Here is a 24130-nt window from a genome sequence, read left to right on the forward strand (position 1 = left end):
CCGTAGCTGTACTTGAACGGCGGCACGATCACGTCCTCGCTGAACTTCCTGCTGTACAGGGCCAGCCGCTCCGTGTCGCCGTACCGTGCCCGCGGCGGCGGGGTGTGCACCCGCTGGCCCGCTTCCTCATCCGGCGCATCCTCATCGCCGTGCTGCTGGCCTGGGGCATCACGCTCGTCACGTTCCTGCTGACGAACCTGGTGCCCGGCGACCCCGTGGCCGCCAACCTGGGCCAGCGGGCGCTGGGCGACCCGGCCATCGTGGCGCAGTGGCGGTCCGAGCACGGCCTGGACAAGCCGCTGTGGCAGCAGTACGGGATCTATCTGCAGGGCCTGGTCCAGGGTGACCTGGGCATGAGCCAGCAGAGCCACCGCCCGGTCAGCCAGGACCTGGCCGAGTTCGTCCCGGCGACGCTGGAGCTGGCGGGCGCGGCGATCCTGATCTCGCTGGTGCTGGGCGTGGCCTTCGGCGTGGTCGCCGCGCTGCGCAGGGACCGGCTGTCCGACCACGTGCTGCGGCTGGTCAGCCTGATCGGCATCTCGGTGCCGACGTTCTGGCTGGCGCTGGTGGCGTTCTACGTGTTCTTCTTCCGGTTGCAGATCACGCCGGGCAGCGGCCGCGTGGACGCGGCGCTCGGCTCGGCGCCGGCGGTGACCGGGCTGCAGACGGTCGACGCGCTGCTGGCGGGCCGGTGGGACATCTTCACCTCCGCCGTCGGCCACCTGATCACGCCCGCACTGGTGCTGGCGCTGTACACGATCGGCCTGCTGACCCGCTTCACCCGTTCGGCGGTGCTGGAGGTGCTGGGCCAGGACTACGTCCGGGCCGCCCGCGCCAAGGGGCTGCCGGGCCGGGTGATCCTGTTCAGGTACGTGCTGCGTTCGGCGCTGGTCCCGATCATCACCGTGGCCGGTCTGGCCTTCGGCAGCCTGCTGTCCGGCACCGTCCTGGTCGAGGCGATCTTCGCCTGGCCCGGCGTCGGCCAGTACGCCTACAAGAGCGCCACCAGCCTCGACCTGCCCGCCGTGATGGGCGTCGGCCTGGTCGTGGGCGTGGTCTACCTGGTCATCAACCTGATCGTGGACGTGCTGTACGGCGTCATCGATCCCCGAGTGAGGCTGCAATGAGAGGCAAGGGTCTGCTGGGCAGGCTGCCCGAGGCGTGGCGGCAACCGCTGGCCGTCGCGGGCGCCGTCCTGGCCGTGGCCTGGCTGGTGATCGCGCTGGCCGCGCCGTGGCTGGCGCCGCACGACCCGCTGGCCCAGGACCTGCCGCGGCTGGCGCCCCCGGGGCCCGGCCACTGGTTCGGCACCGACCAGCTCGGACGCGACATCCTGAGCCGCGTCATGTACGGCGCGCGGGTGTCGATCCCGCTGACGCTGCTGCTGGTCGTGCTGTCGGTGCTGGTCGGCGGCCTGCTGGGGGCGTGCGCCGGGTACTTCGGCAAGTGGGTCGGCGAGACGATCATGCGGATCGCGGACCTGGTGTTCGCGTTCCCGACCGTGATCCTGGCCATGGTGGTGGCCGCGGCGCTGGGCGCGAGCCTGGGCAACGCGGTGCTGGCCGTGCTGGTGGTGGCCTGGCCCGCCTACGCCCGGGTCACCCGCGGGCTGGTGCTGGGCGTGCGCGAGCGGGAGTTCGTGCTGAGCGGGCGGCTGCTGGGCTTCTCGGTGTGGCGCTCGCTGCGGGTGGACGTGCTGCCGAACGTGACCGGCCCGATCCTGGTGCTGGCCACGCTCGACATCGGCACGGCGTTGCTGCTGCTGTCCGGCCTGTCGTTCCTGGGCCTGGGCGCCAAGCCGCCGTCCCCCGAGTGGGGCGCGATGGTGGCCTCCGGCGTGGAGGTCTTCGACAGCTGGTGGGTGGCGACGTTCCCCGGCCTGGCGATCCTGACCGTGGTGCTGGCGTTCAACTTCCTCGGCGACACGCTGCGGGACGCGCTCGACCCGCGGACGGCCCGCGCGATCAAGGAGCGTGCGTTGTGACGCTGGACATCACCGACCTGAAGGTGTCGATCGGCGGCAAGGAGATCCTGCGCGGCGTCGACCTGAAGCTGGCCGCCGGGCGCGTGCACGGCCTGGCCGGCGAGAGCGGGTCGGGCAAGACGATGACGGGCCTGGCCGTGCTGGGGCTGCTGCCGCACGGCGCGCGCGTCTCGGGCCGGATCGGGCTCGGCGAGCGGGACCTGCTCACGCTGCCGCCCAAGGAGCTCAACCAGGTGCGCGGCGGCGAGGTCGCCATGGTGTTCCAGGACCCGGCGACCAGCCTGCATCCGATGCTCACGATCGGCCGGCAGCTCACCGAGCACATGCGGCACCACCTGGGCCTGGGCAAGGCCGAGGCGAAGGCGCGGGCGGTCGAGCTGCTGGGCAAGGTACGCATCCCGGGCGCCGAGGAGGCGTACGGGCGTTTCCCGCACCAGTTCTCCGGCGGCATGCGCCAGCGCATCGCGATCGCCGTCGCGCTGGCGTGCTCGCCCAAGGTGCTGATCGCCGACGAGCCGACCACGGCGCTGGACGTGACCGTGCAGGCGGGCGTGCTGCGGCTGCTGCGCGGGCTCTGCGACGAGCTGGGCCTGGCGGTGCTGCTGGTCACGCACGACCTGGGCGTCATGTCGGCGGTCGCGGACGAGGTGAGCGTGATGAAGGACGGCCTGGTCGTGGAGACCGGGCCGCGCGGGCGGGTGCTGCGCGACCCCGAGCACCCCTACACCCGCGCGCTGCTGGACTCGCTGCCTGATTCTGCTTCGGACGTGGAGGGCTGATGCTGGACATCGAGGACCTGGTCGTCGAACACCGCTCCCCCGGGCGTCCGGTGGTGCGGGCGGTGGCGGGGGCCAGCCTGACCGTACGGGCGGGCGAGGTAGTGGGCCTGGTCGGCGAGTCGGGGTGCGGCAAGTCGACGCTGGCGCGGGCGGTCTGCGGGCTGAACCCGGTCACCCACGGGTCGATCGCGTTCGAGGGGCAGCAGGTCACGCCGCTCGGCCTGCGGCGCAGGAAGCTCACGGGCATCCAGATGGTGTTCCAGGACCCGTACGCGTCGCTGAACCCGCGGCGCCGGGTGGGCGACCAGATCGCCGACGGCCTGCGCACCGCGGGCGACAGCCGTACCGACCCGGCCGACCTGCTGGAGCGGGTGGGCCTGCCGCGCGAGTTCGCCGGACGGCACCCCCACGAGTTCTCCGGCGGCCAGCGGCAGCGCATCGCGATCGCCAGGGCGCTGGCGGCCCGGCCGCGGCTGCTCATCGGCGACGAGCCGATCTCCGCGCTGGACGCCTCCGCCCAGGCCCAGGTGGCCCGGCTGATGCGCGACCTCGCGGTGGACTCCGGGGCCGGGCTGCTGTTCATCAGCCACGACCTGTCGGTGGTGCGGCTGATCGCCGACCGGATCGCCGTCATGTACCTCGGTAAGATCGTCGAGGTGGGCGAGACGGCCGAGGTGTGGGACGACCCGAAGCATCCGTACACCAAGGCATTGCTGGGGGCCATCCCCAAGCCGGACGGCATGGGCGTGCTGCCCGCCGAGCTGGCCGGGGACGTGCCCGATCCGGCGAACCCGCCGGGCGGCTGCCGGTTCAACCCGCGTTGCCCGCTGGTGATGGAGGTGTGCCGCGAGAAGGAGCCGGACTTCGGGCCGGTCGCCTGCTGGCTGCACGAGCCGGCGTGAGCCGGCGCCACGCCGCGCGGGTGGCGGCCGTGCGGCGGGCGATGGCCCAGGAGGGCATCGACGTGCTGGTGTTGCGGCCCTCGCCCGACTTCCGGTTCCTGAGTGCCTCCCCCGAGACCACCTTCCCTGAGGGCGCCGGGCCGGAGGACGGCTCGCCGGACGGCGGCGCCGGGCCGGGCGTGTTCCTCGTGGTGACGGCCGACGCGGTCGTCGAGACCCGTGACCCGGCGGGCCTGGTGCCCGCCTCCGCGCGCCGGGTGGGGGTGGACCCGGAGATGCGGGCGAGCGAGCTGTTCCGGCTGGCGATCGCCGCCGAGCTGGTGCCCGCCTCCGCGGTGCTGGCGCCGCTGCGGCTGCGCAAGGACCCCGCCGAGCTGACGGCGCTCTGCCGGGCGGTCGCGGCCGCGGAGGCGGTGCTGGCGCAGGCGGCCGAGCTGGCCTGGTTCGGCGCGACCGAGCGGGCGATGGCGCGCCGGCTGCGGCTGCTGGCCCTGGAGTCGGGCTGCGAGGAGGTGATCTCGCTGCGCGTGTCGGCGGGCGAGCACACCGCGCGGCCCGAGCACGTGCCGGGCGGGCGGGTGATCAACCCGGGCGACGCGCTGCTGGTGTCGGTGTGCGGCCGCTGGGACGGCTACTGCGCCGAGGCGGGCCGGGTGTTCGCCGTCGCCGAGCCGCCGGAGGACTACGAGGCGATGTACTCGGTGGTGCTGGCCGCCCACCGCGCGGCGCTGGCGGCGCTGCGGCCGTCGGTCCCGTTCGCGGAGCTGGCCAGGACGGTGCACGAGGTCATCGACGCCAGCGGGTACGGCCGCTTCGCCGCCCCGCACGTGGGCCGGGGCGTGGGCCTCGGCCACGACGAGGGGCCGCGGGCCGGCGAGGACGCGGTGTTCGCCCCGGGGATGACGGTCTGCCTGGAGCCGGCCATCTACGTGCCCGACCTGTTCGGCGCCAGGGTGGCCGACGTGGTGGCCTGCACCGCCGCCGAGCCGGTGCCTCTGGGCACGCGGCCGCACACCCTGCACGTCCTCGACCGCTGAGGCGGCCTGCGCTTACGCTGGGTGACGACGATCACCGGGGGGCGTCGTGGACCAGTTCGTGCTGCTCATGCTGGTGCTGCTGGGCGCGCTGGTCACCGTCCCGCTGGGTGAGCGGCTGGGGCTGCCCGCGCCGGTGCTGATGACGCTGCTGGGCATCCTGCTGGCGGTGCTGCCGTTCGTGCCGAACGTGGACATCCCGCCGGGCATCGTGCTGCCGCTGCTGCTGCCGCCGTTGTTGTACGCGGCGGTGCGGCGTACGTCGTGGCGGCAGTTCGCGGCGAACTGGCAGCCGATCTTCCTGCTCGCGGTGGCGCTGGTGTTCGTGACGACGGCGGCCGTGGCGGCCACGGCGCACGCGCTCGTCCCGGGCCTGCCGCTGGCGGCGGCGGTGGCGCTGGGCGCGCTGGTCGCGCCGCCCGACCCGGTGGCGGCCACGGCGGTGGCCGGGCGGCTGGGCCTGCCGCGGCGCATGGTGTCGCTGCTGGAGGGCGAGGGCCTGTTCAACGACGTGACCGCGATCGTGCTCTACCACGTGGCGGTCGCGGCGGTCGTGACGGGCGTGTTCTCGTGGCCGGGCGCGCTGGGCGAGTTCGTGTTGTCGGCGGGGGTGGCCGTGGCGGCGGGGTTCGCGCTGGGCTGGGCGGCCGGGAAGCTGATGGCGCTGCTGGGCGACGCGACGCTGCAGGTGGGGCTGTCGCTGGTGGTGCCGTTCGTGAGCTACGCGGTGGCCGACGAGCTGCGCGGGTCGGGCGTGCTGGCCGTGCTGACCACCGCCTTCTACCTCAGCGACCGCATGTGGGACGCCGACGACGTGTTCGGCAGGTTCGCCTCGGCCACGTTCTGGCAGGTGGTGGACACGCTGGTGACGGGGATCGCGTTCGGGCTGATCGGGCTGGAGCTGCACACGGTGTTCGGCACGGTCCACGGGCGGTTCGGCGCGGTGTTGTGGTGGAGCGCCGCCGTGGTGGGCGTCGTGGTGGTGGTCCGGCTGCTGTGGCTGCTGCCGGCCGCGTGGCTGGCCAAGAAGGGGCGGCGCGAGGACACCGAGGTGCCGATGAGCTGGCGCGAGACCGTCGTCATGTGGTGGGCGGGCATGCGCGGCGTGGCGTCCGTGGCGCTGGCGCTGGCCATCCCGCTGCGGATCCACGACGGGCGGCCCTTCCCGCAGCGGCCGGTGATCGTGTTCATCGCGTTCGCGGTCATCCTGGTGACGCTGGTGGCGCAGGGGCTGACGCTGCCGTGGCTGGTGGCGCGGCTCGGCGTCAAGGCCGACACGGCGGCCGAGCGCGACCTGGAGAAGCGCCTGGCGATCCGGGCCGCCCACGCGGCCAAGCGGCGGCTGCGGGAGATCGACGAGGCCGAGGACCTGCCCGAGGAGGTGGTCGAGCTGCTCGGCCGGCGCATGATGGACCTCGGGCTGCGGATCAGCCCCGAGGCCGCCGACGACGAGCGGCGCGAGGCGTTCGAGCAGCGGGCGCAGCGGGCCCGGCTGGTGCGGCGGGTGCAGGAGGAGATGATGTCGGCCGCCCGGCAGGCGGTGCTGGACGCCCGCCGCGACCCGCGGGCCGACCCCCAGGTGGTCTCCCGGGTGCTGCGCGCCCTCGACGCCCGGAGCATGCGCTGACCAGCCAGGATCCTCTGCCGGAGGGGTTGACGGTGTGTGACCGGGGGCCGCGGAGGGTAGTCATTTCCTTATGCTGCGGATCGGCACGCTGGGCGCCGCCCCGTCGGTCGGCGTCGTGGCCTGTGGCTGGCACGACAGCGGTCCAGGGCCCTTCACCACCGGCATCAAGCTGATCTACACGCTCGGCGGCCCGCTGCCCGAGCTGCCCGGCCTGCGGATCGGGTCCGGGGCGCTCAGGGGCGCCGAACAGATCGCCGCCGCCCTGCTCCAGGGGCTCGACGTGGTGATCACCGAGCCCGCCTGCCCGGCCGCGCCCGTGGTGGCGGCCGGCATGTGGCACTACGGCTGGACCAGGCGCGACGTGTCCGCCCTCGCCGGGGCGACGGTGGCCGGTCTGGCGCTGGCCACGCAGCCGGGCGCGTGCGTGGCGGAGATCGGGCGCGACGGCACCAGCTCCATCGACGGGCAGATGCCGGCCGAGTCCGTACGCGCCCGCCTGGCGGCGGCGTTCTCCGGCGGCCGGTACCGCACGCCGGAGGTGACGGTGCCGCTGGAGGCGGTGCGGCTCAGCGAGGACACGCCGTGCCGGATCCGGATCGCCCGCACCCCCGGCATCGTCGTCTGAGGGCCGTCCCGGGGCTCTGGGGCTCGGCGACGAAGAACCGCCGGCCTTTGGTGGCCCGGCACGAACCCTGGTGTCGCCGCATGTCGTACGGTCGCCAGGGAGCACCTGCGCGCCGACCGAGTTGGAGAGAGTGTGAAGATCACAGGAGTAGAGCTGCGCCGGATCGCGATGCCGTTGGTGGCGCCGTTCCGCACGTCGTTCGGCACCGAGACCGCCCGGGACGTCCTGCTGGTCAGGGTGGTGACGCCCGACGCGGAGGGGTGGGGCGAGTGCGTGGCCATGTCCGAGCCGCTCTACTCCTCCGAGTACGTCGACGGCGCCGCCGAGGTGATCCGCCGGTTCCTGCTGCCCGCCCTGCCGACGACCCTGGACGCGTACGGGGTCGCCCGCGCCCTCGAACCGATCAAGGGCCACCGCATGGCCAAGGCCGCGCTGGAGACCGCCGTCCTGGACGCGCAGCTGCGGGCCTCCGGCGAGTCGTTCGGCCATTTCCTGGGCGCGGCCCGCGACCGGGTGCCGTGCGGGGTGTCGGTGGGCATCATGGAGTCGATCCCGCAGCTCCTCGACGCCGTGGCGGGCTACGTCGAGGAAGGTTACGTCCGCATCAAGCTGAAGATCGAGCCCGGCTGGGACGTCGAGCCGGTGCGCGCGGTGCGCGAGCGCTTCGGCGACGACCTGCTGCTCCAGGTGGACGCGAACGCGGCGTACTCGCTGGCCGACGCCCGCCGGCTGGCCCGGCTCGACGCGTTCGACCTGCTGCTGATCGAGCAGCCGCTGGCCAACGACGACCTCGTCCAGCACGCCAGGCTGGCCCGCCAATTGCGCACCCCGATCTGCCTGGACGAGTCCATCGAGTCGGCCGAGCACGCGGCCGCCGCCATCGAGCTCGGCTCGTGCTCGATCATCAACATCAAGCCGGGCCGCATCGGCGGCTACCTGGAGGCACGGCGCATCCACGACCTGTGCCGGGCCAACGGCGTGGCGGTGTGGTGCGGCGGCATGCTGGAGACCGGTCTCGGGCGGGCGGCGAACGTGGCGCTGGCGGCGCTGCCGGGCTTCACGCTGCCCGGCGACACCTCCGGGTCGCGCCGCTACTTCGCGACCGACGTGACCGAGCCGTTCGAGCTGGTGGACGGCCATCTGGAGGTGCCCACGGGGCCGGGGCTCGGCGTCGAGCCGATCCCGTCCGTGCTGGAGGAGGTCACGACGGCCACGGAGTGGATCCCGCTGTAGGGCGCCCGTCCTGGAGGGTGGGGCCGGCCGGGGTCGAGGGACCCCGGCCGGCGCCCTGCGGGGTCAGGACCGGGTGAAGCGCAGGCGCAGGGTGGCCGAGGTGGCGTGCAGGTCGTACCGGGGCAGCGCACCCGGGCCGCACGTGGCGGTGCCGATGCCCTGCTGGGCGAGGTCCAGGTGGAGGTGCACCCGGTCGCCGGGCACCAGGTCCGGACGGTGGCGGGCGGCCTCCAGCTCGGCGGTGCTCCACCGGCGCGCGGTCAGCCCGAACGCCGTCTCGCCCGCGACCCGGAACCCGGGCGTCCCGGCCGGCCCGCCGAACTCGGCCCATCGCACGTCGGCGCGGCGGCCGTTCTCCTGCGGGTAGACGTAGGGCGTCTGGAGGTCGTCGATCGTGGCGCTCCAGCGGCCCACGCGGGCGGCCATGCCGGTGTCGGGGTAGGCCTCCCCCGGCCCCCGGCCGAACCAGGTGACGTGGGCGAGCTCGCCGGGCAGCACCAGAAGCACGCCGAGGCGCGGGATCGGGTCGGGCCACTCGCCCTCGGGCTCGACGTCCACGGTGAGGTCCAGGGCGTCGCCGCCAGGCGCGGTCCATGTCCAGGTGACGCGCATGCCGAGGTCGGTGGCGGCGGGGGCGACCCTGGTCCGGACGGTGAGGCCGTCCCCGGTCCGCACGCCGTCCACGCGGTGGGTGAGGCGGTGCAGGCCGAGCGCACGCCACCTGCGGCCCAGGCCGCCGTAGCGGTCGTTGTCGGTGGGGGCGCGGTAGAGGTCGAGGCGCGGGCCTTCGACGTCGAGGCCGAACAGGCGCAGCAGGCGGCCGGTGCGCGGGTCGAACTCGCCGCCGCCCAGCGTCAGCCGCCCGCCGGACGTCTCCGGTCGTACTTCCGTACCGGCGGCGGCTGCGGGAAGGGCGGGGCTCGGCAGACGGGTCTGGGACCAGGCGAGTTCGTGGCCCGCGGGGGCCCACGGCTGGTCGCCGGCCAGGGTCGCGCGGACGGTGAGCCAGCGTTCCCCCGCCCCGTCCGCCGGTGGGGGCGGATCGGGCAGCTTCACCTCGCCGCCGGACGGCGGCACCGCCAGCGGGAAGCGCGCGACCGGGCGTCCGTCGTCCTCGACGACGGCCTCGAAGGCCAGGTGGGCCAGGTCGCGGAAGTCGTGCCGGTCGACCACCCGCACGACGCCGTCGCCGAACTCGAACCGCACCGGCTCGAACACCTTCTTCAGATCCAGCAGGCCCGGGGAGGGCGTGCGGTCGGGGAACACCAGCCCGTCGATGACGAAGTTCCCGTCGTGCACGGGCTCGCCGTGGTCGCCGCCGTAGGCGTACTCGTGGCGGGGATCGGTCAGGCCGTGGTCGATCCACTCCCACACGAACCCGCCGGCCAGCCTCGGGAAACGTTCGAACAGCTCCTGGTACTCGGCCAGGCCGCCGGGCCCGTTGCCCATGGCGTGGGCGTACTCGCACTGCAGGAACGGCATCGCGCGCCGCCGCGCGTCCAGGGCGGGGTCGTCGAGCGGCTCCTCCTCGCCGCGGCCGATGGCCTCGACCTCGGCGTGGGTGGCGTACATGCGCGAGTAGACGTCGGTGTGGGCGCACGACCAGTCGCCCTCGTAGTGCAGCGGCCTGGACGGGTCGCGTTCGCGCGTCCAGTCGGCCATGACGGCGAGGTTGCGACCGGCGCCCGCCTCGTTGCCGAGCGACCACATGATGACGCTGGGGTGGTTCTTGTCCCGTTCGACCATCCGGCGCATGCGGTCGAGCAGGGCGTCGGCCCAGCGCGGGTCGTCGGTGGGGTTGCGGCGCCAGCCGACCTGGCCGAAGCCGTGCGTCTCCAGGTCGCATTCGTCGACGACCCACAGGCCCAGTTCGTCGCACAGGTCCAGGAAGTCGGGGTGCGGCGGGTAGTGGCTGGTCCTGACGGCGTTGACGTTGTGCCGCTTCATGAGCAGCACGTCCTCGCGCATGGTCCCGTACGGGACCGCGCGGCCGTGGTCGGGATGGAACTCGTGCCGGTTGACGCCCTTGAGCAGCAGCGGGCGGCCGTTGGCCAGGAGCACGCCGTCCTCGACGGAGACGGTGCGGAAGCCGACGCGCAGCCGTACGGTCTCGTGCGGGGTGGTGAGGACGGCCTCGTACAGGCGGGGCGTCTCGGCCGTCCACGGCTCGGCCTCGACGGTGATCTCGACGCCGGGCTCCAGGTCGCGCACGCCGAGCTCGGGGATGCTCAGCAGGCCCGCGGCGGCCTCGAAGGACAGCCGGCCGTCGTGGGAGGCGTGGACGAACACGTCGGCGGCCGACCGGGTGAGGGTGACGTCCCGGAAGATGCCGGGCAGCCACCACATGTCCTGGTCCTCCAGGTAGCTGGCGGCCGACCACTGGTGCACGCGCACGGCCAGCACGTTGCGTCCCGGACGCAGCCACGGCCCGGCGTCGAACTCGACGGGCAGCCTGCTGCCGGTGGAGAAGCCCAGCTCGTGGCCGTTCAGCCAGACCCTGGCGAAGGAGTCGACGCCCTCGAAGCGCAGCCGGCCGCCGCTCCAGCCGTCCGGCAGGTCGAAGGCGCGCCGGTAGTCGCCGGTCGGGTTCTCGTCCGGGACGTGCGGCGGGTCCACGGGGAAGGGGTAGGAGACGTTGGTGTAGGCGGGGGCGCCGTGGCCGTGCAGGGGCCAGTGGGCCGGCACCGGCAGCTCGTCCCAGGCGGAGTCGTCGAAGCCGGGCCGGGCGAAGTCGTCGGGCACGTCGGCCACGGGTGAGAGCCGGAAGCGCCACAGGCCGTCGAGGTCGAGGGCGGGGGCGTCGGAACGGAGCGCCGCGCGGGGTTCGAGACGGCCCGAACCGGGGGCGAAGGTTTCGAGATCCATCCCTTCCGACACTAGGGGTTGATGGTGGTTTCGTCAGCGATGCCCCGTCTGGCGGTGCTTGGACTTCCCTGCCGTGGTTGTTGGAGGAATGGACGCGGCAGGGGCCCGGTCTCAGGCGTTCCTGGAGAACAGGATCCCGTTCGCGCCGGCGGGGCCGGGCAGCGCGGAGGCGGCCGCGAGGTAGCCGGCCAGCAGGCTCTCGGCCACCGCGCCCACGGCCGCGTCGCCGGGCAGGAACTCGGGGGTGTGCAGGCCGGCGGCGGTGTCCACGCCGACGAACATCATGAGCGAGGGCGCCACCGAGGCGTAGTGGGAGAAGTCGTCGGCCCCGCACGAGCGCAGCCCGCCGTCCACCGTCCAGCCGTGGCCGCGCAGCAGCCCGCCGGCGCGTACGGCCAGCCCGGTGTCGTTGACCAGCACCGGCTCCCCCGGCAGGATCGTCACCTCGGCCACGCAGCCGCATGCCCTGGCGACGTCCTCGACCACCTGGGTGAACCGTTCGTGCAGCTCCTGGCGCCAGTTCTCGGACATCGCCCGGAGGGTCCCCCTGGCCACGGCCTCGCCCGGGACGGCGTTGGGTGCGGTGCCGGCGTTGACCGTGCCGAAGGTGACCACGGTGGGCGTCATCGGGTCGGCGACCCGGCTGACGACCTGCTGGGCGGTCACGATGACCTGCGCCATGGCGACCACCGGGTCCCTGGTCAGGTGGGGGTAGGCGGCGTGGCCCTCCACTCCCCTGACGACCACCCTGAACTCGTCGGAGGAGGCGTTGACCGCGCCCGGCACGGACGCGACCGTGCCCTCCGCCAGCAGGGGCTGCACGTGCGCGCCGATCATGGCGCCGACCCGGTGGCGGTGCAGCGCGCCCGACCCCACGACGTCGGAGGCGCCGGAGGGGAAACCCTCCTCGCGCGGTTGCAGCACGACCAGCAAGGGCGGGTCGGCGCCGAGCCGGTCGAGGGTCCTGGCCAGGGCGACCACTGCCGCCATGTGCACGTCGTGCCCGCAGGCGTGCATCGCGCCCTCGGGGGCGGCCCACTCGACGCCGGTGCGCTCGGTCAGCGGCAGGGCGTCGAGCTCGCCGCGTACGCCGACCGCCGGGCCCGGACCGCCGACGCGCAGGACCGCGCCCGTGCCGGCGACGTGCTCGACCTCCCCGGCGGGCAGCGCGGCCAGCAGCCGGGCCAGCGTCGGGCCCTCCTGGCCCGACAGGCAGGGCGCCGCGTGCAGCTCGCGGCGCAGCGCCTGCGCCGCGGGCAGCTCCCGCCGCAGGCCCTCCCGCAGCGCCGTGTAGGCGGCGCTCTCCGCGGCGCCGGTCCCGATGACGGCTCCGTCGACGGGCCTGTTGATCGTACGGCCCCCGAAGTCGTTCACCCCGTGCTCTCCTCCCGTGTTCCCAGTCCGTAGACGCGTCGCGCGTTGTCCGCCCCGACCATCGCCGCCACCCGCATCGCCTGCTCGGCCGACCACTCGCCGTCCAGCACGAGCCTGCCGAGCACCCGCGCCATCGCCCGCCGCCACAACACCGCGCCGAGGTGGTGCAGCTCGGCCGGCCCCCACCCGTCGGACGAGAAGAGGATCTTGGCGAACGGCGCCAGCTCCAGGCTCTCGGCCACCAGCGCCACGCTGCGGGCCCCGGTGTAGGTCACACCGAGCCCCACGTCGAAGTAGACGTTGGGATAGGCCTGCGCGAGGAACCCCGCGTGCCGCTGGAAGGGGTAGCAGTGCAGCAGCACCAGCGGCACCCCGGTCGGCTCCGCGCGCTCGACGAGGCCGCGCAGCAGCAGCGGGTCGGCCCGGCGCAGGTCGAGGTCGGGATCGCCGAGGCCGGTGTGGAACTGGATCGGCAACCCTCGCTCGATCCCGGCCCAGATCACGTGCCGCAGCAGCACCGGCTCCGTCAGCTTACCGCCGCCCGACCCGAGCCAGCGCCCGGCCGCCTCGGTGACCTCGGCCCGGCTCGGCGGCTCGGGATCGAGGTCGAGGCCGTGGCGGTAGGCGGCGACGCTCTTGAGCCCGCGCGCGCTGCCGGTGCGCTCCCACAGCTCCCGCGCGAACGCGTCGGCGAACGAGGAGGCCGCGCAGCCGCCGGCCGCGACCTGCTCGGCCACCGTCTCCAGCCGCACCACCTCGTCGGCCGGCACGCCGGTGAGCTCCGCCATGCCGGACGGGCCCACCAGCTCCTCGCCCCGGTAGCCGGTCTCGACCAGGTAGTGGGCCACGTTGGTGGCGCCGAGCAGCAGCCGGTTCACCTCGCCGGCGCCCAGCCGGGCCCTCCTGGCCAGGTACTCCTCCGGCGTGCAGTGCGGTTCGAGGCCGAGGACGGGCGCGCAGTGGCGCAGGATGGCGTACCCGGTCTGGGAGTCGAACTGCGTCATCCACTCCGGCACCGGCCGGTCGGACTCGGTGATCAGCTCCTCGAACGCGGTGCGCGACAGATCGCGCGGCACCACGCCGTGGACGTGCTGGTCGACCAGCGGCAGCTCCTCGATGGCCCGGACGAACCCGGCCGGGGCGAGGTCGAGGTCGGCGGCGGTGGCGTACACGTCGGTCACGGAGAGATCTACTCCCCCGTGGGCGCGCGGATGAACCACCCCGCCCCGATCCGGCGCCTCGTCTAAGGGGCCGCGGCGGGCACCGCGAGCTGCTGGACCAGCCACGGCAGCGCCTGCGGCAGCTCCCGGTTCCAGGTGTTGAAGTTGTGGCCGCCGCTGGGCAGGATCAGCGACGAGGCCCGCATGGGCGGTTTGACGGCGTTCAGGAAGCGCTCGGTCGGCAGGTAGTCGGCCTCGCCCTTCCTGCTGCTCGTGACGAGCACGGACACGGGCGGCGCGGGCAGCCGGGCCAGGCGCCACATCAGGTCGTTGCGGTCGGCGAGCCCCTGGTCGCCGTGGAACAGGTCGCCGGTGGTGCCGTCCACGATCGTCTTGTAGTAGCCCGACAGGGAGACGGCGGCGGAGAACGCGTCAGGGCGGCTCATCGCCAGCTTCAGCGCGCAGTGGCCGCCGGTCGAGCCGCCGAGCACGCCCCAGGAGTCGCGGCCGGCCGCCGCCCGGTAGTGCGCGGTCACGGCCTGCCGGACGTCGGTGGCGAAGTACGTCAGCGCCTGCGGGCCGCCCGGCACGTCCACGCACTCGGTGTCGCGCGGCAGCACCACGCTCGGCCGCATCATGACCAGGACGGCCGGCTCGACCTGGTGCAGGGCGATGGCGTGGGCCAGCCGTCCGGGCAGGTCGAGGCGGGTCATGAGATTGCGCGGGTCGCCGGGGTAGCCGGTCAGGGCGAGGATCGCGGGGAACCTGCGCCGGGGGTCCTTGAAGTAGGCCGAGGGCAGGAACACGTACGCCTCCTCGCTCAGGCGCGTGGTCGCGCCCGGCAGGACGACCTCCTCGATCCGCCCGCCCGGGACCGCCCGGCTGTCCAGCACCCGCAGCCCGGCCGCGGCCCCGGCGACGGTGATCTGGGCGGCGCCGGTGTCGGCGCCGAGCAGGTCCGCCCAGGAGGCGTAGAAGCCGAAGTAGTAGTTGACCAGCAGCGCGAGCGCCGCCACGGTCAGCGCCTGGCAGCCCGCCAGCAGGCCCGCCCGGCCCAGCACCGGCGGCAGGCCCCGCCCGGCCAGCCGCGGCCACACCCAGACGGTGGCCGCGAGCCCGGCCACCGCGAGCACCGCGGCGGCCACCAGCAGCGCGATCGAGGTCAGTCCCATGAACAGCAGGAATATCCCGGCCGGCGTAAGCGCGTGGTTAACGACGAGATTAACCGGCAGGAGCTTCAATCGGTATTTGTGAAGCGTCCCTGGATCCCCGCGCTGGCGGGTTACGCGTCGCTGGTCATCGGCCTGCTGGACATCGCCAAGGCCGTGGCGCCGCGGCTGGAGCACACGCGGATGGGCCAGTGGTCGGACCTGCTGCCCGGGACGGTGACGACCGTGGCGCGGGCGACGTCGCTGGTGGTCGGCATCATGCTGGTGATGATCGCGCACGCGCTGCGCCGGGGGAAGGTGCGGGCCTGGCGGGCGGTGGTGGTGCTGCTGCCGGTGAGCGCCGTCATGGGCGTGCTGCACCTGCGGCCGGTGACCGCCGCGATCAGCGTCGTGCTGCTGGCCGTGCTGGTGGCCGGCAAGCGGGAGTTCACGGCGCTGCCCGACCCGCGCTCGCGCTGGCGGGCGTTGTGGAACCTGCTCGTGCTCGGCGCGATCGACATGGGGCTCGGCTACCTGATCGTGAGCGTCCGGCCGGGCGCGCTGGTGGACCGTCCGGGCGTGGCCGACCGGCTGGAGCACGTGGCGCTGGGGCTGGCGGGCATCGAGGGGCCGGTCACGTTCACCGTGGAACGCGTCTCCGACCTGGTCTACTTCTCCCTCGTCGCGCTGGGCGCGCTCACCGCCGTGACGACGCTCTACCTGGCGCTGCGTCCGGAACGGCCGGCCGCCGAGCTGACCGCCGACGACGAACGCCGCCTGCGCGCCCTGCTGGCCGTGCACGGCGAGCGCGACTCGCTCGGCTACTTCGCGCTGCGCAGGGACAAGAGCGTGATCTTCTCGCCGTCGGGCAAGGCGGCCGTGGCCTACCGGGTCGTCTCCGGCGTGATGCTGGCCAGCGGCGACCCGATCGGCGACCGCGAGGCGTGGCCGGCCGCGATCGGCGCGTTCACGGCCGAGGCGCGGCGGCACGCCTGGGTGCCCGCCGTCATCGGCTGCGGCGAGACGGGCGGCGAGGTCTGGACGAAGGTGGCGGGACTGTCCGCGCTGGAGATCGGCGACGAGGCGATCGTCGAGGTCGACGACTTCACGCTGGAGGGCCGCGCGATGCGCAACGTGCGGCAGATGGTCAACCGCACCCGCCGCGCCGGGTACGTCTGCCGGGTGCGCCGCGCCCGCGACGTGCCCGAGGAGGAGAAGGAGGGCATCCGCCGGGCCGCCGGGCTGTGGCGCGGCACCCAGACCGAACGCGGCTACTCGATGGCGCTCGGCCGCTTCGGCGACCCCGCCGACGCCGAGTGCCTGGTCGCCACCGCCTGCAAGGACGGCGACCTCAGGGCCGTGCTGCACTTCGTGCCGTGGGGCACGCGGGGCGTCTCGCTGGACCTGATGCGCCGCGACCGCGACGCCGACCCGGGCCTCAACGAGCTGCTGATCGCCGAGACACTGCGGGCCGCGCCGTCGCTGGGGATCACGCAGGTGTCGCTCAACTTCGCGATGTTCCGCTCGACGCTGGCCCGCGGCGACCGGCTCGGCGCGGGGCCCGTGCTGCGGGCCTGGCGGTCGGTGCTGGTCTTCCTGTCGCACTGGTTCCAGATCGAGTCGCTGTACCGGTTCAACGCCAAGTTCCGGCCGATCTGGGAGCCGCGCTTCGTCGTCTACCCGAACGCCCGCGACCTGCCCAGGATCGGCGTCGCGGCGCTCCAGGCCGAGGCGTTCATCCCGTCGGGCCTTCCGCTGCGCGCCCGCCTGCGCCTCCCCCGCCCCTTCACGCACGACCGCGCCGCCGCCGCCCCCCAGACCCCGTGAACCGCGCGGTTCAGGGAGAGGCGGCGGTGCCGGTGGCGGGCCACATGGTGTTGAGGCGGCCGGCGGTGGCCTGGTAGGCGCGCTCGGCCTCCGGAGTGAGGACGACGTCGGCGCCCGGCCCGGCGGCGGCCAGCCGTTCGCGCAGGACGATGGAGTCGGCGGTGTCGGCCAGGTCGAGCAGGCCGGTGAAGCGGGCGGCCGCCGACACCAGCTCGGTGGCGGGCAGGTCGGTGCACACGGCGTCGAGGGCCTGGCGGACCACGCCCTTGCCGACCGCCCCGAGGCCGAGCGCCACCGCGGCCGCCGACAGGGTTGCCACGTCGAGCGGGTCGACGTCGACCAGGCGCAGTGGCACGTGCTCGACCTGGCCGCCGGGGGCGTACAGGCGACCGGCCAGGCGGGCGGCGGCGGCGCGCCTGCCCTGCGTGGGGCCGATCGCGCGCCAGAGCCGGCGCAGCGCGGTCAGCGCGATCCCGCCGGCGAGCGGGCCGGGCAGCGGCGAGCCGACGGACTCGGCGGCGCGCAGCACCAGCAGCAGCCTCTCCAGCTCGCCCACCGCGCGGGCCAGGTCTTCGCCCAGGTCGGGGACGAGGACCGCGCGCGGGCCGAGGCCGGTCATGTGCGGCTCCTCACGGAGCCCTCGTCGTCGAGCGGTCGTCAGGCGGCGGAGGAGTCAACCGGAGGGTCACCATCGGAGCGTACGCCGCGCCGGCCACGCCGCACACCCCACCGGAAAGCACACCGCCCCCGGCCCATGCCCATCCCCGAACCGGGAAGCACGCCGCCCCCGGCCCGTGCCCATCCCCCACCCCGCGCACCCCGTGAGACGCGGGCGAGCCGGGCGTGTGGGAGGATCTGGCCTCGATGGGTCCATGGTCGTTGGTGCGGTGGCTGCGTGCGGCGAGCTTCGCCGGCACGTGTGCCGCGCTGGCCGCGCTCGCCCACCTGGCGGGCGGCGGCTGCTTCGACCCCGGGGCGCTGCTGGCGGGGTTCCTGCTGGTCCTCGCGCCGGCCCTGGCCCTGACCGGGCGTGAGCGCACGCTGGCCGCCATCGTGCCCGCGACGGGCGCCTCGCAGGTCGTCCTGCACCTGCTGCTCTCGCTGAGCTGCGACCATCCCGCCCCCGCCGCCGCCCCCGCGAGCCTGGTTCACGCGCACGACACCGGCGCCCCGGGGTTCGGGATGCTGCTCGTGCACGCGGCGAGCGTGCTGCTGACGTCGGTCTGGCTGCGCTGGGTGGAGTCGGGGCTGTGCGCCCTGGTCCGCGAGCTGGCCGGGTGGGTGCTGCGCCCGCTGCTGGTGCTGTTCCTCGCCGTGTCCGGGTGGGCCGCGCCGGCGCGCACCCCGGTGGGCGGGCGCGACGACGTCACGGCGCGCGTCCGGCTGTTCCTGCGGCACGTGCTGGTGCTGCGGGGGCCTCCCGCGGGTGGACCGGAGCCGCGGTGGCCGGTCCGTCCGACGGTCGTGGGCCTGCCCGCCTGAGCGCGCCCGCGGTCCTTCGCGCGCCCGTGCCCCGCGGTTCCTCCGACGACAATCCCGGCTCGCCGCCGTGCCCGCCCCCGCCGTGGGGCCGGTCCGGCGTGCGCGCCTCCGGACCCGACTCAGAGGACATCACCCATGAGACCTTCCCGTACCCGCCGGGCCTCGGCGCTCGCGCTCGTGCTGCTGGCCGCCGCCTGCGGCACGTCCGCGGCCACCGGCGGCGAGGCGGCCACCGTCGCACCGGCGTCCGCCGGCCGGACCGCCTACCCCCTCACCTTCGACAACTGCGGCACGCGGGTCACCTTCCGCCGGCCGCCGCAGCGCGTCCTGATCCTGAACGGCACCAGCGTCGGCGAGGTGGAGAGCTTCCTGCTGCTCGGGCTGGAGCGCAGCATCCTGGCCAACGCCCAGAGCTACGGCGTGTCCGACGACCCGTCCATGACGGCCCGCATCAAGGCGCTGCCGACCGGCGGGCTGACCATGAACAAGAACTTCGACGTGCCCGCCGAGCAGGTGCTCAAGCTCAAGCCCGACCTGGTGGTCTCCACCTGGTCGGGCGGGTTCGACCCCGCCCGGGGCTTCGCCACCCGCGAGCAGCTCGCCGCGGCCGGCATCACCTCGGTGGTCAACCCGGTCAACTGCGCGATGGGCAAGCCGGAGGCCACCGAGCAGGAGAAGCGCGCCTACCGCAACCAGTCGATCAACTCCTCGCTGGAGTTCCTCAGCCTGCTCGGGCGGGTGTTCGACGTGCAGCGCAAGGCGTTCGACCTGATCGGGCGGCTGCGGGCGCGGGTGGAGTCGGTACGGGCCCGCGTCGCGGCGCTGCCGCCCAGGAAGGTGCTGATCGCCTATCCCGGCATGGCCATGATGAACGCCAACGGCCTGCCCGCCGTGATGACCGGCGGCATCTACGACGACGTCATCAGGGCGGCCGGCGGGGTCAACGCCTTCGCCGGCCAGACCGCCGACATGACGCGCACACTCAACCGCGAGCAGCTCGCCACCGCCCAGGTGGACGTGCTGGTCGTCGGGCTGTTCACGCCCGCGGAGAAGGGCGCGGAGGCGGCGGCCAAGCTGTTCGCCGCCTACCCCCACTGGGCCGCGGCCAGATCCAGAACCTTCACGGTCGTCTCCGACGGCGTCTACCTCGGGCCGCTGAACGCCTGGGCCGTGGAGAAGATCTCCAAGGTGGTGCATCCCGGTGGCTGACACGCTGACCGCGCCGCCGCGCCGCGCCGCGCCCGTCCCGCCGCGGCGGCCGCACGCGGTGTCCGGGCGGGCGACCGGGTTCCTGCTGGCCGGGCTCGGGGCCGCGCTGGTCGTGGCCCTGGTGATCGGGATCTCCGCCGGGTCGGTGAACCTGCCGCCGGACCAGGTGTGGGGGGTGGTGTGGGCGTACCTGACCGGGCGCGGCGAGCAGGCCGATCCGCTGCTCGCGCAGGTCGTGTGGGAGATCCGCACGCCCCGGGCGCTGCTGGCCGCGCTGGCCGGGGCCGCGTTGTCGGTGGCCGGGGTGGCGTTGCAGGCGCTGGTCCGCAACCCGCTCGCCGACCCGTACGTGCTGGGCGTGTCGTCGGCGGCGTCGCTGGGAGCCGTACTGGTGCCCGCGCTCGGGGGCGGCGCGCTGGCCGGGCTGACCGGCGCGCTCGGCGTCACCGGGGCCGCCTTCGCCGCCGCGCTGCTGTCGGCGCTGGTGGTGTACGTCCTGTCCCAGCGTTCCGGCAGGCTGCTGGACTCGTGGCTGGTGCTGACCGGCGTGGCCGTCGGCTACCTGTGCTCGGCGGCCACCACGTTCGTGCAGCTCCAGCTCAACCCGACCGAGCTGCAGGGCATGATGTTCTGGCTGATGGGCAGCGTCGCCGGGGCGTCGTGGGCCGACCTGGGCGTGCCCGCACTGCTCGTCGTGTGCTGCGTGGCGTGGCTGTCCTCGCAGGCGCGGGCGCTCAACGCGCTGCTGGCCGGCGAGGAGTCCGCGGTCGCGATCGGCGTGCCGGTCGCCGCGCTGCGGATCGGGCTGCTGGCGGCCGGGTCGCTGCTGACGGCGACGGTGGTCAGCGTGGTCGGCGGCATCGGATTCATCGGGCTGATGGTCCCGCACATGGTCCGCTTCGTGGTCGGGGCCGACCACCGCCGGGTGCTGCCGGTCTCGCTGCTGGCCGGCGCGGTGTTCCTGGTGCTGGTCGACCTGGCGGCGCGGGTGGCCGACCGGCCGAACGAGCTGCCGGTGGGCGTCTTCACCACGGGGCTCGGCGTGCCGTTCTTCCTGTGGCTGCTGCGCCGGCGGCGGGCGGGAGGCGGCGGCGATGCGGCTTGACCTCGCGGGCGTCAGCGCGAGCATCGACGCGCGGCCCATCGTCACCGACGTCACGCTGAGCGCCGGGCCGGGCGAGTTCGTGGCGCTGGTCGGGCCGAACGGCAGCGGCAAGTCCACGCTGCTGCGCACGGTCTACCGGTCGCTGCGCCCGTCGGGCGGCGTCGTCCGGCTGGACGGCGACGACCTGTGGCGGATGCGGCCCCGGCACGCCGCGCGGCGGCGGGCGGTCCTGCCCCAGCACAATCCGGCCGGAGAGGGGTTCTCCGTGGCCGAGGTCGTCGCGGCCGGACGCCACAGCCACAAGCGGGCGCTGGACCGGGAGAGCGCGGGCGACCGGGCGGTGGTCGCCACGGCCCTGGAGCGGGTCGGCATGGACTGGGCGGCCGACCGGCTGATGACCACGCTGTCCGGCGGCGAGCGGCAGCGCGTGCTGCTGGCCCGCGCGCTGGCCCAGGAGGCGCCGCTGCTGATCCTGGACGAACCGGGCAACCACCTGGACGTCGGGTCCCAGCTCCTCCTGCTGGACCTGATCCGCTCGCTCGGCCTGACGCTGCTGGCCGCCCTGCACGACCTGGACCAGGCCGCCGCCTACGCCGACCGGATCGTCGTGCTGCGCGAGGGCCGGGTCGCCGGGCAGGGGCCGCCCCTGGAGGTGCTGACCCCGGCCTTCATCGAGGAGGTCTTCGGCGTCCTGGCCCATGTGGGGCCGCATCCGATCACCGGGCGGCCGCATGTGGCGGTGGCGTCCAGGGCGGGAGGTAAGCGCCTGCCATAGGGCGGGTCAGCACTCGTCCCCCGGTGCGGAGCCGTGCCGGGCGCCGTCCGTCCGGCCGGTTATAAACGGAGCGGAGTGGAACTTCGTCGTGAAGGGGCCGGGGGACCGTGGCGATCAGCAAAGTAGGACGAATGGCCGCCGGTGTCGGCCTGCTCGCGGCGGTGTGCGTGCCGGAGCGGGCCGTCGCCGTCCCGGCCCCTCTCCCGGCCCCTCCCCCAGTGGCGGCCCCGGCCCCTCCGGGGACGGCGCCGGTGCTGAACCTGGTGCTGGACGGCGGTCGGTTCGCGCTGCGGGACGCCTTCGCGATCCTGGCGGGCCGTCCCGTGCTCGCGCGGGTGTCGGAGGCCGCGCGGGCCCGGATGGCGCAGTCGCGGGCGGGGGCGCTGGCGGCCCTGAGCGGCCAGCGGGTGTACGGCTGGAACCAGGCGCTCGGCCCGCTGAAGGACCGCCTGCTCTCGCCGGAGGAGGCCGAGCAGTTCCAGCGCAACGTGCTGCGTTCGCACGCGGCGGGCGTCGGCCCGGCGTTCCCCGACGACGTGGTCAGGCTGGCGCTGATCCTCAAGGCCAACCAGATGGCCAGGGCGAAGATGGGCGTACGGCCCGAGGTGCCGCAGCGGCTGCTGTCCCTGGTGAACGCCGGGGTCGTGCCGGTGATGCCGCAGATCGGCTCGCTCGGCACCGGCGACCTGCAGCCGCAGGCGGCGGCCGGGCTGGCCGCGCTGGGCGAGGACGCGCCGGTGCACTACCGGGGCGAGACCGGGCCGGCCTCGCAGATGTTGCCGCGGGCCGGGCTGCCCGCGAGCTTCACCTTCGAGGCCGGGGAGGCGCTGCCGATCGTCAGCGGCAGCACGGTGCTGGCCGCCACGCTGATGCACGCCCTGCACCGGGCCACGGTGCTCGCCGACCAGGCGGAGGGGGCATTCGCCCTGTTCATGGAGGCGACCAGGGCCGAGCGCGGCTCGCTGGACGCGCGTACGCACCGCGAGCGGCACATCCCGGAGGAGGACGCGGTCGCGGCGCGGCTGCGGGCCATGGTCGCGGGTTCGGAATGGATGACCGAGGAGGGCCGCAGGCGGCTCGACCCGGCGAACTACACCCCGCGCGTGCAGGACGCGGTCTCGGTGCGCGCGGCCCCGCACATCATGGCCGGGCTGCGGCAGGTGCTCGCCGCCATCCGCCGGACGCTGGCGCGCGAGGCCAACTCCTCGACCTCCAACCCGCTGGTCTTCCGGCGGGAACGCGGCCCCGGCTACGAGTTCGTGATGGGCGGCAACTGGGACGGCTCGATCATGGGCCATCTCGCCGACAGCCTGAACGCCGAGATCACCGACCTCGGCGTCCTGTCGCAGGAGTTGTCCGGACGCCTGCTGTCGCCCCGCTGGAGCTACGGCCTGCCGGCGAACCTGGCCGGCGGGAGCGTCGGCCTGAACTCCGGGATGGTGCAGGTGCAGTCGGTGGCCGCGGCGGTGGTCCCCGAGATGCAGGTCAGGGCCCATCCGGCGGGCACGTTGTCGCGTCCGGTCAAGGACGGCCAGGAGGACCACAACACGATGGCGATGGCCTCGGCCCGCGACCTGCACGCGAACCTCGACCGGCTGGAGATCGTGCTGGCGGTGCAGTACCTGATGGCGGCGCAGGGCATCGACCTGATCGCGGCGAAGATGGCCGGCCTGCCGCTCGGGACGGCGACCCGCGCCCTGCACGACGAGCTCAGGCGCCACGTCGCGCCGCTGGGCGACGACCGCTACCTGACCCCCGACCTGGAACGGACGATCTCGCTGGTGCACGCGGGCGGCCTGACGCCGTACACCGCCCGGTGACGTACCGGAACGGTGGGGGTGCGCAGGCCGCCGCGGCCCGTGCCTAGGGCCGCCCGGACCTGGACGGGCGGATCATCGGGGCGGGCTTGCCGGCCGTGACGTAGGTGCCGCGGTTGATCGCGTCGCGGGCCGCCGTGTCGCGGAACGTGTCGCGGGCACCGGTGTCGGAGGTCCCGGTGTCGGAGGCTGCCGTGTCGCGGGCCGCCGTGTCGCCGTCGGTCCTGACGACGGTCACCACGACCGGTTCGATCTCCTCCAGGTATCCGTTCGCGAGCAGCCAGCTCACCGGAACTTCCTCGCTGGTCTGCGGAGCCTCCGGGATGTACCTGCTGAGCACGTGGTACTGCGTGCCGCCGCCCGACTGCTCGAACGCGGGCGCCGCCGGGCCCACCTCGACGCGGAACGACTTGAGCACCCGGAACGCGTGGTAATTGCACAGATGCTGCGGATCCTGCGGATTGGTGTTCAGGTTGCGCGGCGGCAGAGCGCGCTTGATGAACTGGTCGCCCAGCGGCGACAGGAACGCTCCCCCGTAACCGCCGAAACGGTCGAGCCTCATGCCGATCTGCAGAAACGTCGTCTTGAGCAGCAGTCTGCCGTTGGGGTAATTGCCGGAGCGGCCGAAACCGGAGTCGGGCGGGAAACGGTAATTGTTGGCGGCGTAGTCCCAGTAGCGGGAGAGGAAGTGCTGCGGGGTGAGACCGCCCAGCGGCACGTAGTCACGCAGAAGGGCGCCGAGATAGCCGGTCCGGGGCAGGATCGTCGGCCCGAGGTCCGGATCGCCGGTCACGTACGGCGGCCCGCAGACCAGCCCGCCGGTTTCCTGGCCCTCCTTCCCGGGTTCGCCCTTGCCTGCAGGCGGCGTCGGCTGGACAGGCACCGGCCGCACGAGCGGGGCGGTTTGCCGGAGGGTGCTGTCGGCGTGCGCGGACACGCTCCCCATGGGGTCGGCCGCCAGGCATATCGCGACGGCCAGGACGACACTTCGTCGGTTGATTCGCATGAGTTTCCCGTGGATCGTGCAGAATAAGCGAATGAAAGAGATCACGAGCGATTCGGCGACACCTGGGACGGCGGCATGGACGCGACGTCCGGATAATTCATCAGCAATGCCGGCATGTATGCAGCCAGGTGTCGAATGCGCTGATCGACAGCTACATTCCCGCCTGCCGCCCATATCG

General features: G+C 74.2%; 20 protein-coding genes. 14 read left to right on the forward strand and 6 right to left on the reverse strand.

Annotated features, from left to right (window positions below; all coding sequences use genetic code 11):
* Window positions 1-104: 104 nt before the first annotated feature.
* The 8 genes from ABZ459_RS28890 (at window position 105) to menC (ending at window position 8184) form a co-directional block, all read left to right on the forward strand.
* Entirely contained in the window at window positions 105-1127 is a 1023-nt protein-coding gene (locus tag ABZ459_RS28890) for an ABC transporter permease (protein ID WP_357976603.1), read from the forward strand.
* A complete protein-coding gene (locus ABZ459_RS28895) occupies window positions 1124-1984 on the forward strand; it encodes an ABC transporter permease (protein WP_352328927.1) in 861 nt (286 codons plus the stop codon). The genes ABZ459_RS28890 and ABZ459_RS28895 overlap by 4 nt, the downstream gene beginning before the upstream one ends.
* Window positions 1981-2763: an ABC transporter ATP-binding protein gene (locus ABZ459_RS28900; RefSeq protein ID WP_357704654.1), complete on the forward strand. Its 783-nt coding sequence runs from the start codon at window positions 1981-1983 to the stop codon at window positions 2761-2763. Before ABZ459_RS28895 ends, ABZ459_RS28900 begins: the two co-directional genes overlap by 4 nt.
* Entirely contained in the window at window positions 2763-3665 is a 903-nt protein-coding gene (locus ABZ459_RS28905) for an ABC transporter ATP-binding protein (protein ID WP_357976606.1), read from the forward strand. The genes ABZ459_RS28900 and ABZ459_RS28905 overlap by 1 nt, the downstream gene beginning before the upstream one ends.
* On the forward strand, window positions 3662-4702 hold the full coding sequence (locus ABZ459_RS28910; RefSeq protein ID WP_357976609.1) for a M24 family metallopeptidase: 1041 nt from the start codon (window positions 3662-3664) through the stop codon (window positions 4700-4702). The genes ABZ459_RS28905 and ABZ459_RS28910 overlap by 4 nt, the downstream gene beginning before the upstream one ends.
* A gap of 46 nt (window positions 4703-4748) precedes the next feature.
* Window positions 4749-6326 (forward strand): Na+/H+ antiporter, encoded by a 1578-nt coding sequence (locus tag ABZ459_RS28915; RefSeq protein ID WP_357976612.1) that lies wholly within the window; start codon window positions 4749-4751, stop codon window positions 6324-6326.
* A 70-nt stretch (window positions 6327-6396) separates the two neighbouring features.
* On the forward strand, window positions 6397-6951 hold the full coding sequence (locus ABZ459_RS28920; RefSeq protein WP_357976614.1) for an acyclic terpene utilization AtuA family protein: 555 nt from the start codon (window positions 6397-6399) through the stop codon (window positions 6949-6951).
* A 132-nt stretch (window positions 6952-7083) separates the two neighbouring features.
* The gene (gene menC / locus ABZ459_RS28925; RefSeq protein WP_357976617.1) at window positions 7084-8184 is read left to right on the forward strand and encodes an o-succinylbenzoate synthase; all 1101 of its coding nucleotides are present in this window, start codon (window positions 7084-7086) and stop codon (window positions 8182-8184) included.
* Window positions 8185-8247: 63 nt separating this feature from the next.
* On the opposite strand, the gene ABZ459_RS28930 is transcribed toward menC, so the two are convergent.
* The 4 genes from ABZ459_RS28930 to ABZ459_RS28945 all read right to left on the reverse strand — a co-directional run bounded on the left by ABZ459_RS28930 (window position 8248) and on the right by ABZ459_RS28945 (window position 14755).
* Window positions 8248-11049: a glycoside hydrolase family 2 TIM barrel-domain containing protein gene (locus tag ABZ459_RS28930; RefSeq protein ID WP_357976620.1), complete on the reverse strand. Its 2802-nt coding sequence runs from the start codon at window positions 11047-11049 to the stop codon at window positions 8248-8250.
* Window positions 11050-11160: 111 nt separating this feature from the next.
* The gene (locus tag ABZ459_RS28935) at window positions 11161-12423 is read right to left on the reverse strand and encodes a M20 family metallopeptidase (protein ID WP_357976623.1); all 1263 of its coding nucleotides are present in this window, start codon (window positions 12421-12423) and stop codon (window positions 11161-11163) included.
* Window positions 12420-13604, reverse strand: a complete 1185-nt coding sequence (locus tag ABZ459_RS28940; RefSeq protein ID WP_357976626.1) for an amidohydrolase family protein — start codon at window positions 13602-13604, stop codon at window positions 12420-12422. The genes ABZ459_RS28935 and ABZ459_RS28940 overlap by 4 nt, the downstream gene beginning before the upstream one ends.
* Window positions 13605-13666: 62 nt before the next feature.
* Complete coding sequence (locus ABZ459_RS28945; RefSeq protein WP_357976629.1) at window positions 13667-14755, reverse strand: alpha/beta hydrolase-fold protein; 1089 nt, start codon at window positions 14753-14755, stop codon at window positions 13667-13669.
* Between the two features lie 78 nt (window positions 14756-14833).
* Between ABZ459_RS28945 and ABZ459_RS28950 the strand changes: the two genes are divergently transcribed.
* Window positions 14834-16558: a phosphatidylglycerol lysyltransferase domain-containing protein gene (locus ABZ459_RS28950; protein WP_357976632.1), complete on the forward strand. Its 1725-nt coding sequence runs from the start codon at window positions 14834-14836 to the stop codon at window positions 16556-16558.
* Between the two features lie 10 nt (window positions 16559-16568).
* On the opposite strand, the gene ABZ459_RS28955 is transcribed toward ABZ459_RS28950, so the two are convergent.
* On the reverse strand, window positions 16569-17177 hold the full coding sequence (locus ABZ459_RS28955) for a hypothetical protein (protein WP_357976635.1): 609 nt from the start codon (window positions 17175-17177) through the stop codon (window positions 16569-16571).
* Between the two features lie 245 nt (window positions 17178-17422).
* Here ABZ459_RS28955 and ABZ459_RS28960 point away from each other — a divergent pair, with 245 nt between their 5' ends.
* The 5 genes from ABZ459_RS28960 (at window position 17423) to ABZ459_RS28980 (ending at window position 22949) form a co-directional block, all read left to right on the forward strand.
* Window positions 17423-18040, forward strand: a complete 618-nt coding sequence (locus tag ABZ459_RS28960; RefSeq protein ID WP_357976638.1) for a hypothetical protein — start codon at window positions 17423-17425, stop codon at window positions 18038-18040.
* A 135-nt stretch (window positions 18041-18175) separates the two neighbouring features.
* On the forward strand, window positions 18176-19249 hold the full coding sequence (locus ABZ459_RS28965; RefSeq protein WP_357976641.1) for an ABC transporter substrate-binding protein: 1074 nt from the start codon (window positions 18176-18178) through the stop codon (window positions 19247-19249).
* Window positions 19242-20354: an iron ABC transporter permease gene (locus ABZ459_RS28970; RefSeq protein ID WP_357976644.1), complete on the forward strand. Its 1113-nt coding sequence runs from the start codon at window positions 19242-19244 to the stop codon at window positions 20352-20354. Before ABZ459_RS28965 ends, ABZ459_RS28970 begins: the two co-directional genes overlap by 8 nt.
* Entirely contained in the window at window positions 20344-21129 is a 786-nt protein-coding gene (locus ABZ459_RS28975; RefSeq protein WP_357976647.1) for an ABC transporter ATP-binding protein, read from the forward strand. Before ABZ459_RS28970 ends, ABZ459_RS28975 begins: the two co-directional genes overlap by 11 nt.
* Window positions 21130-21260: 131 nt before the next feature.
* A complete protein-coding gene (locus ABZ459_RS28980; RefSeq protein WP_357976650.1) occupies window positions 21261-22949 on the forward strand; it encodes an aromatic amino acid ammonia-lyase in 1689 nt (562 codons plus the stop codon).
* Window positions 22950-22992: 43 nt separating this feature from the next.
* Here the strand turns inward: ABZ459_RS28980 and ABZ459_RS28985 are convergent, their stop codons facing one another.
* Complete coding sequence (locus ABZ459_RS28985) at window positions 22993-23952, reverse strand: TNT domain-containing protein (protein ID WP_357976653.1); 960 nt, start codon at window positions 23950-23952, stop codon at window positions 22993-22995.
* Window positions 23953-24130: the final 178 nt, after the last annotated feature.

Origin of the sequence: Nonomuraea sp. NPDC005692, assembly GCF_040631115.1 — a bacterium.
In the GTDB taxonomy this organism is placed as follows: Bacteria; Actinomycetota; Actinomycetes; order Streptosporangiales; family Streptosporangiaceae; genus Nonomuraea.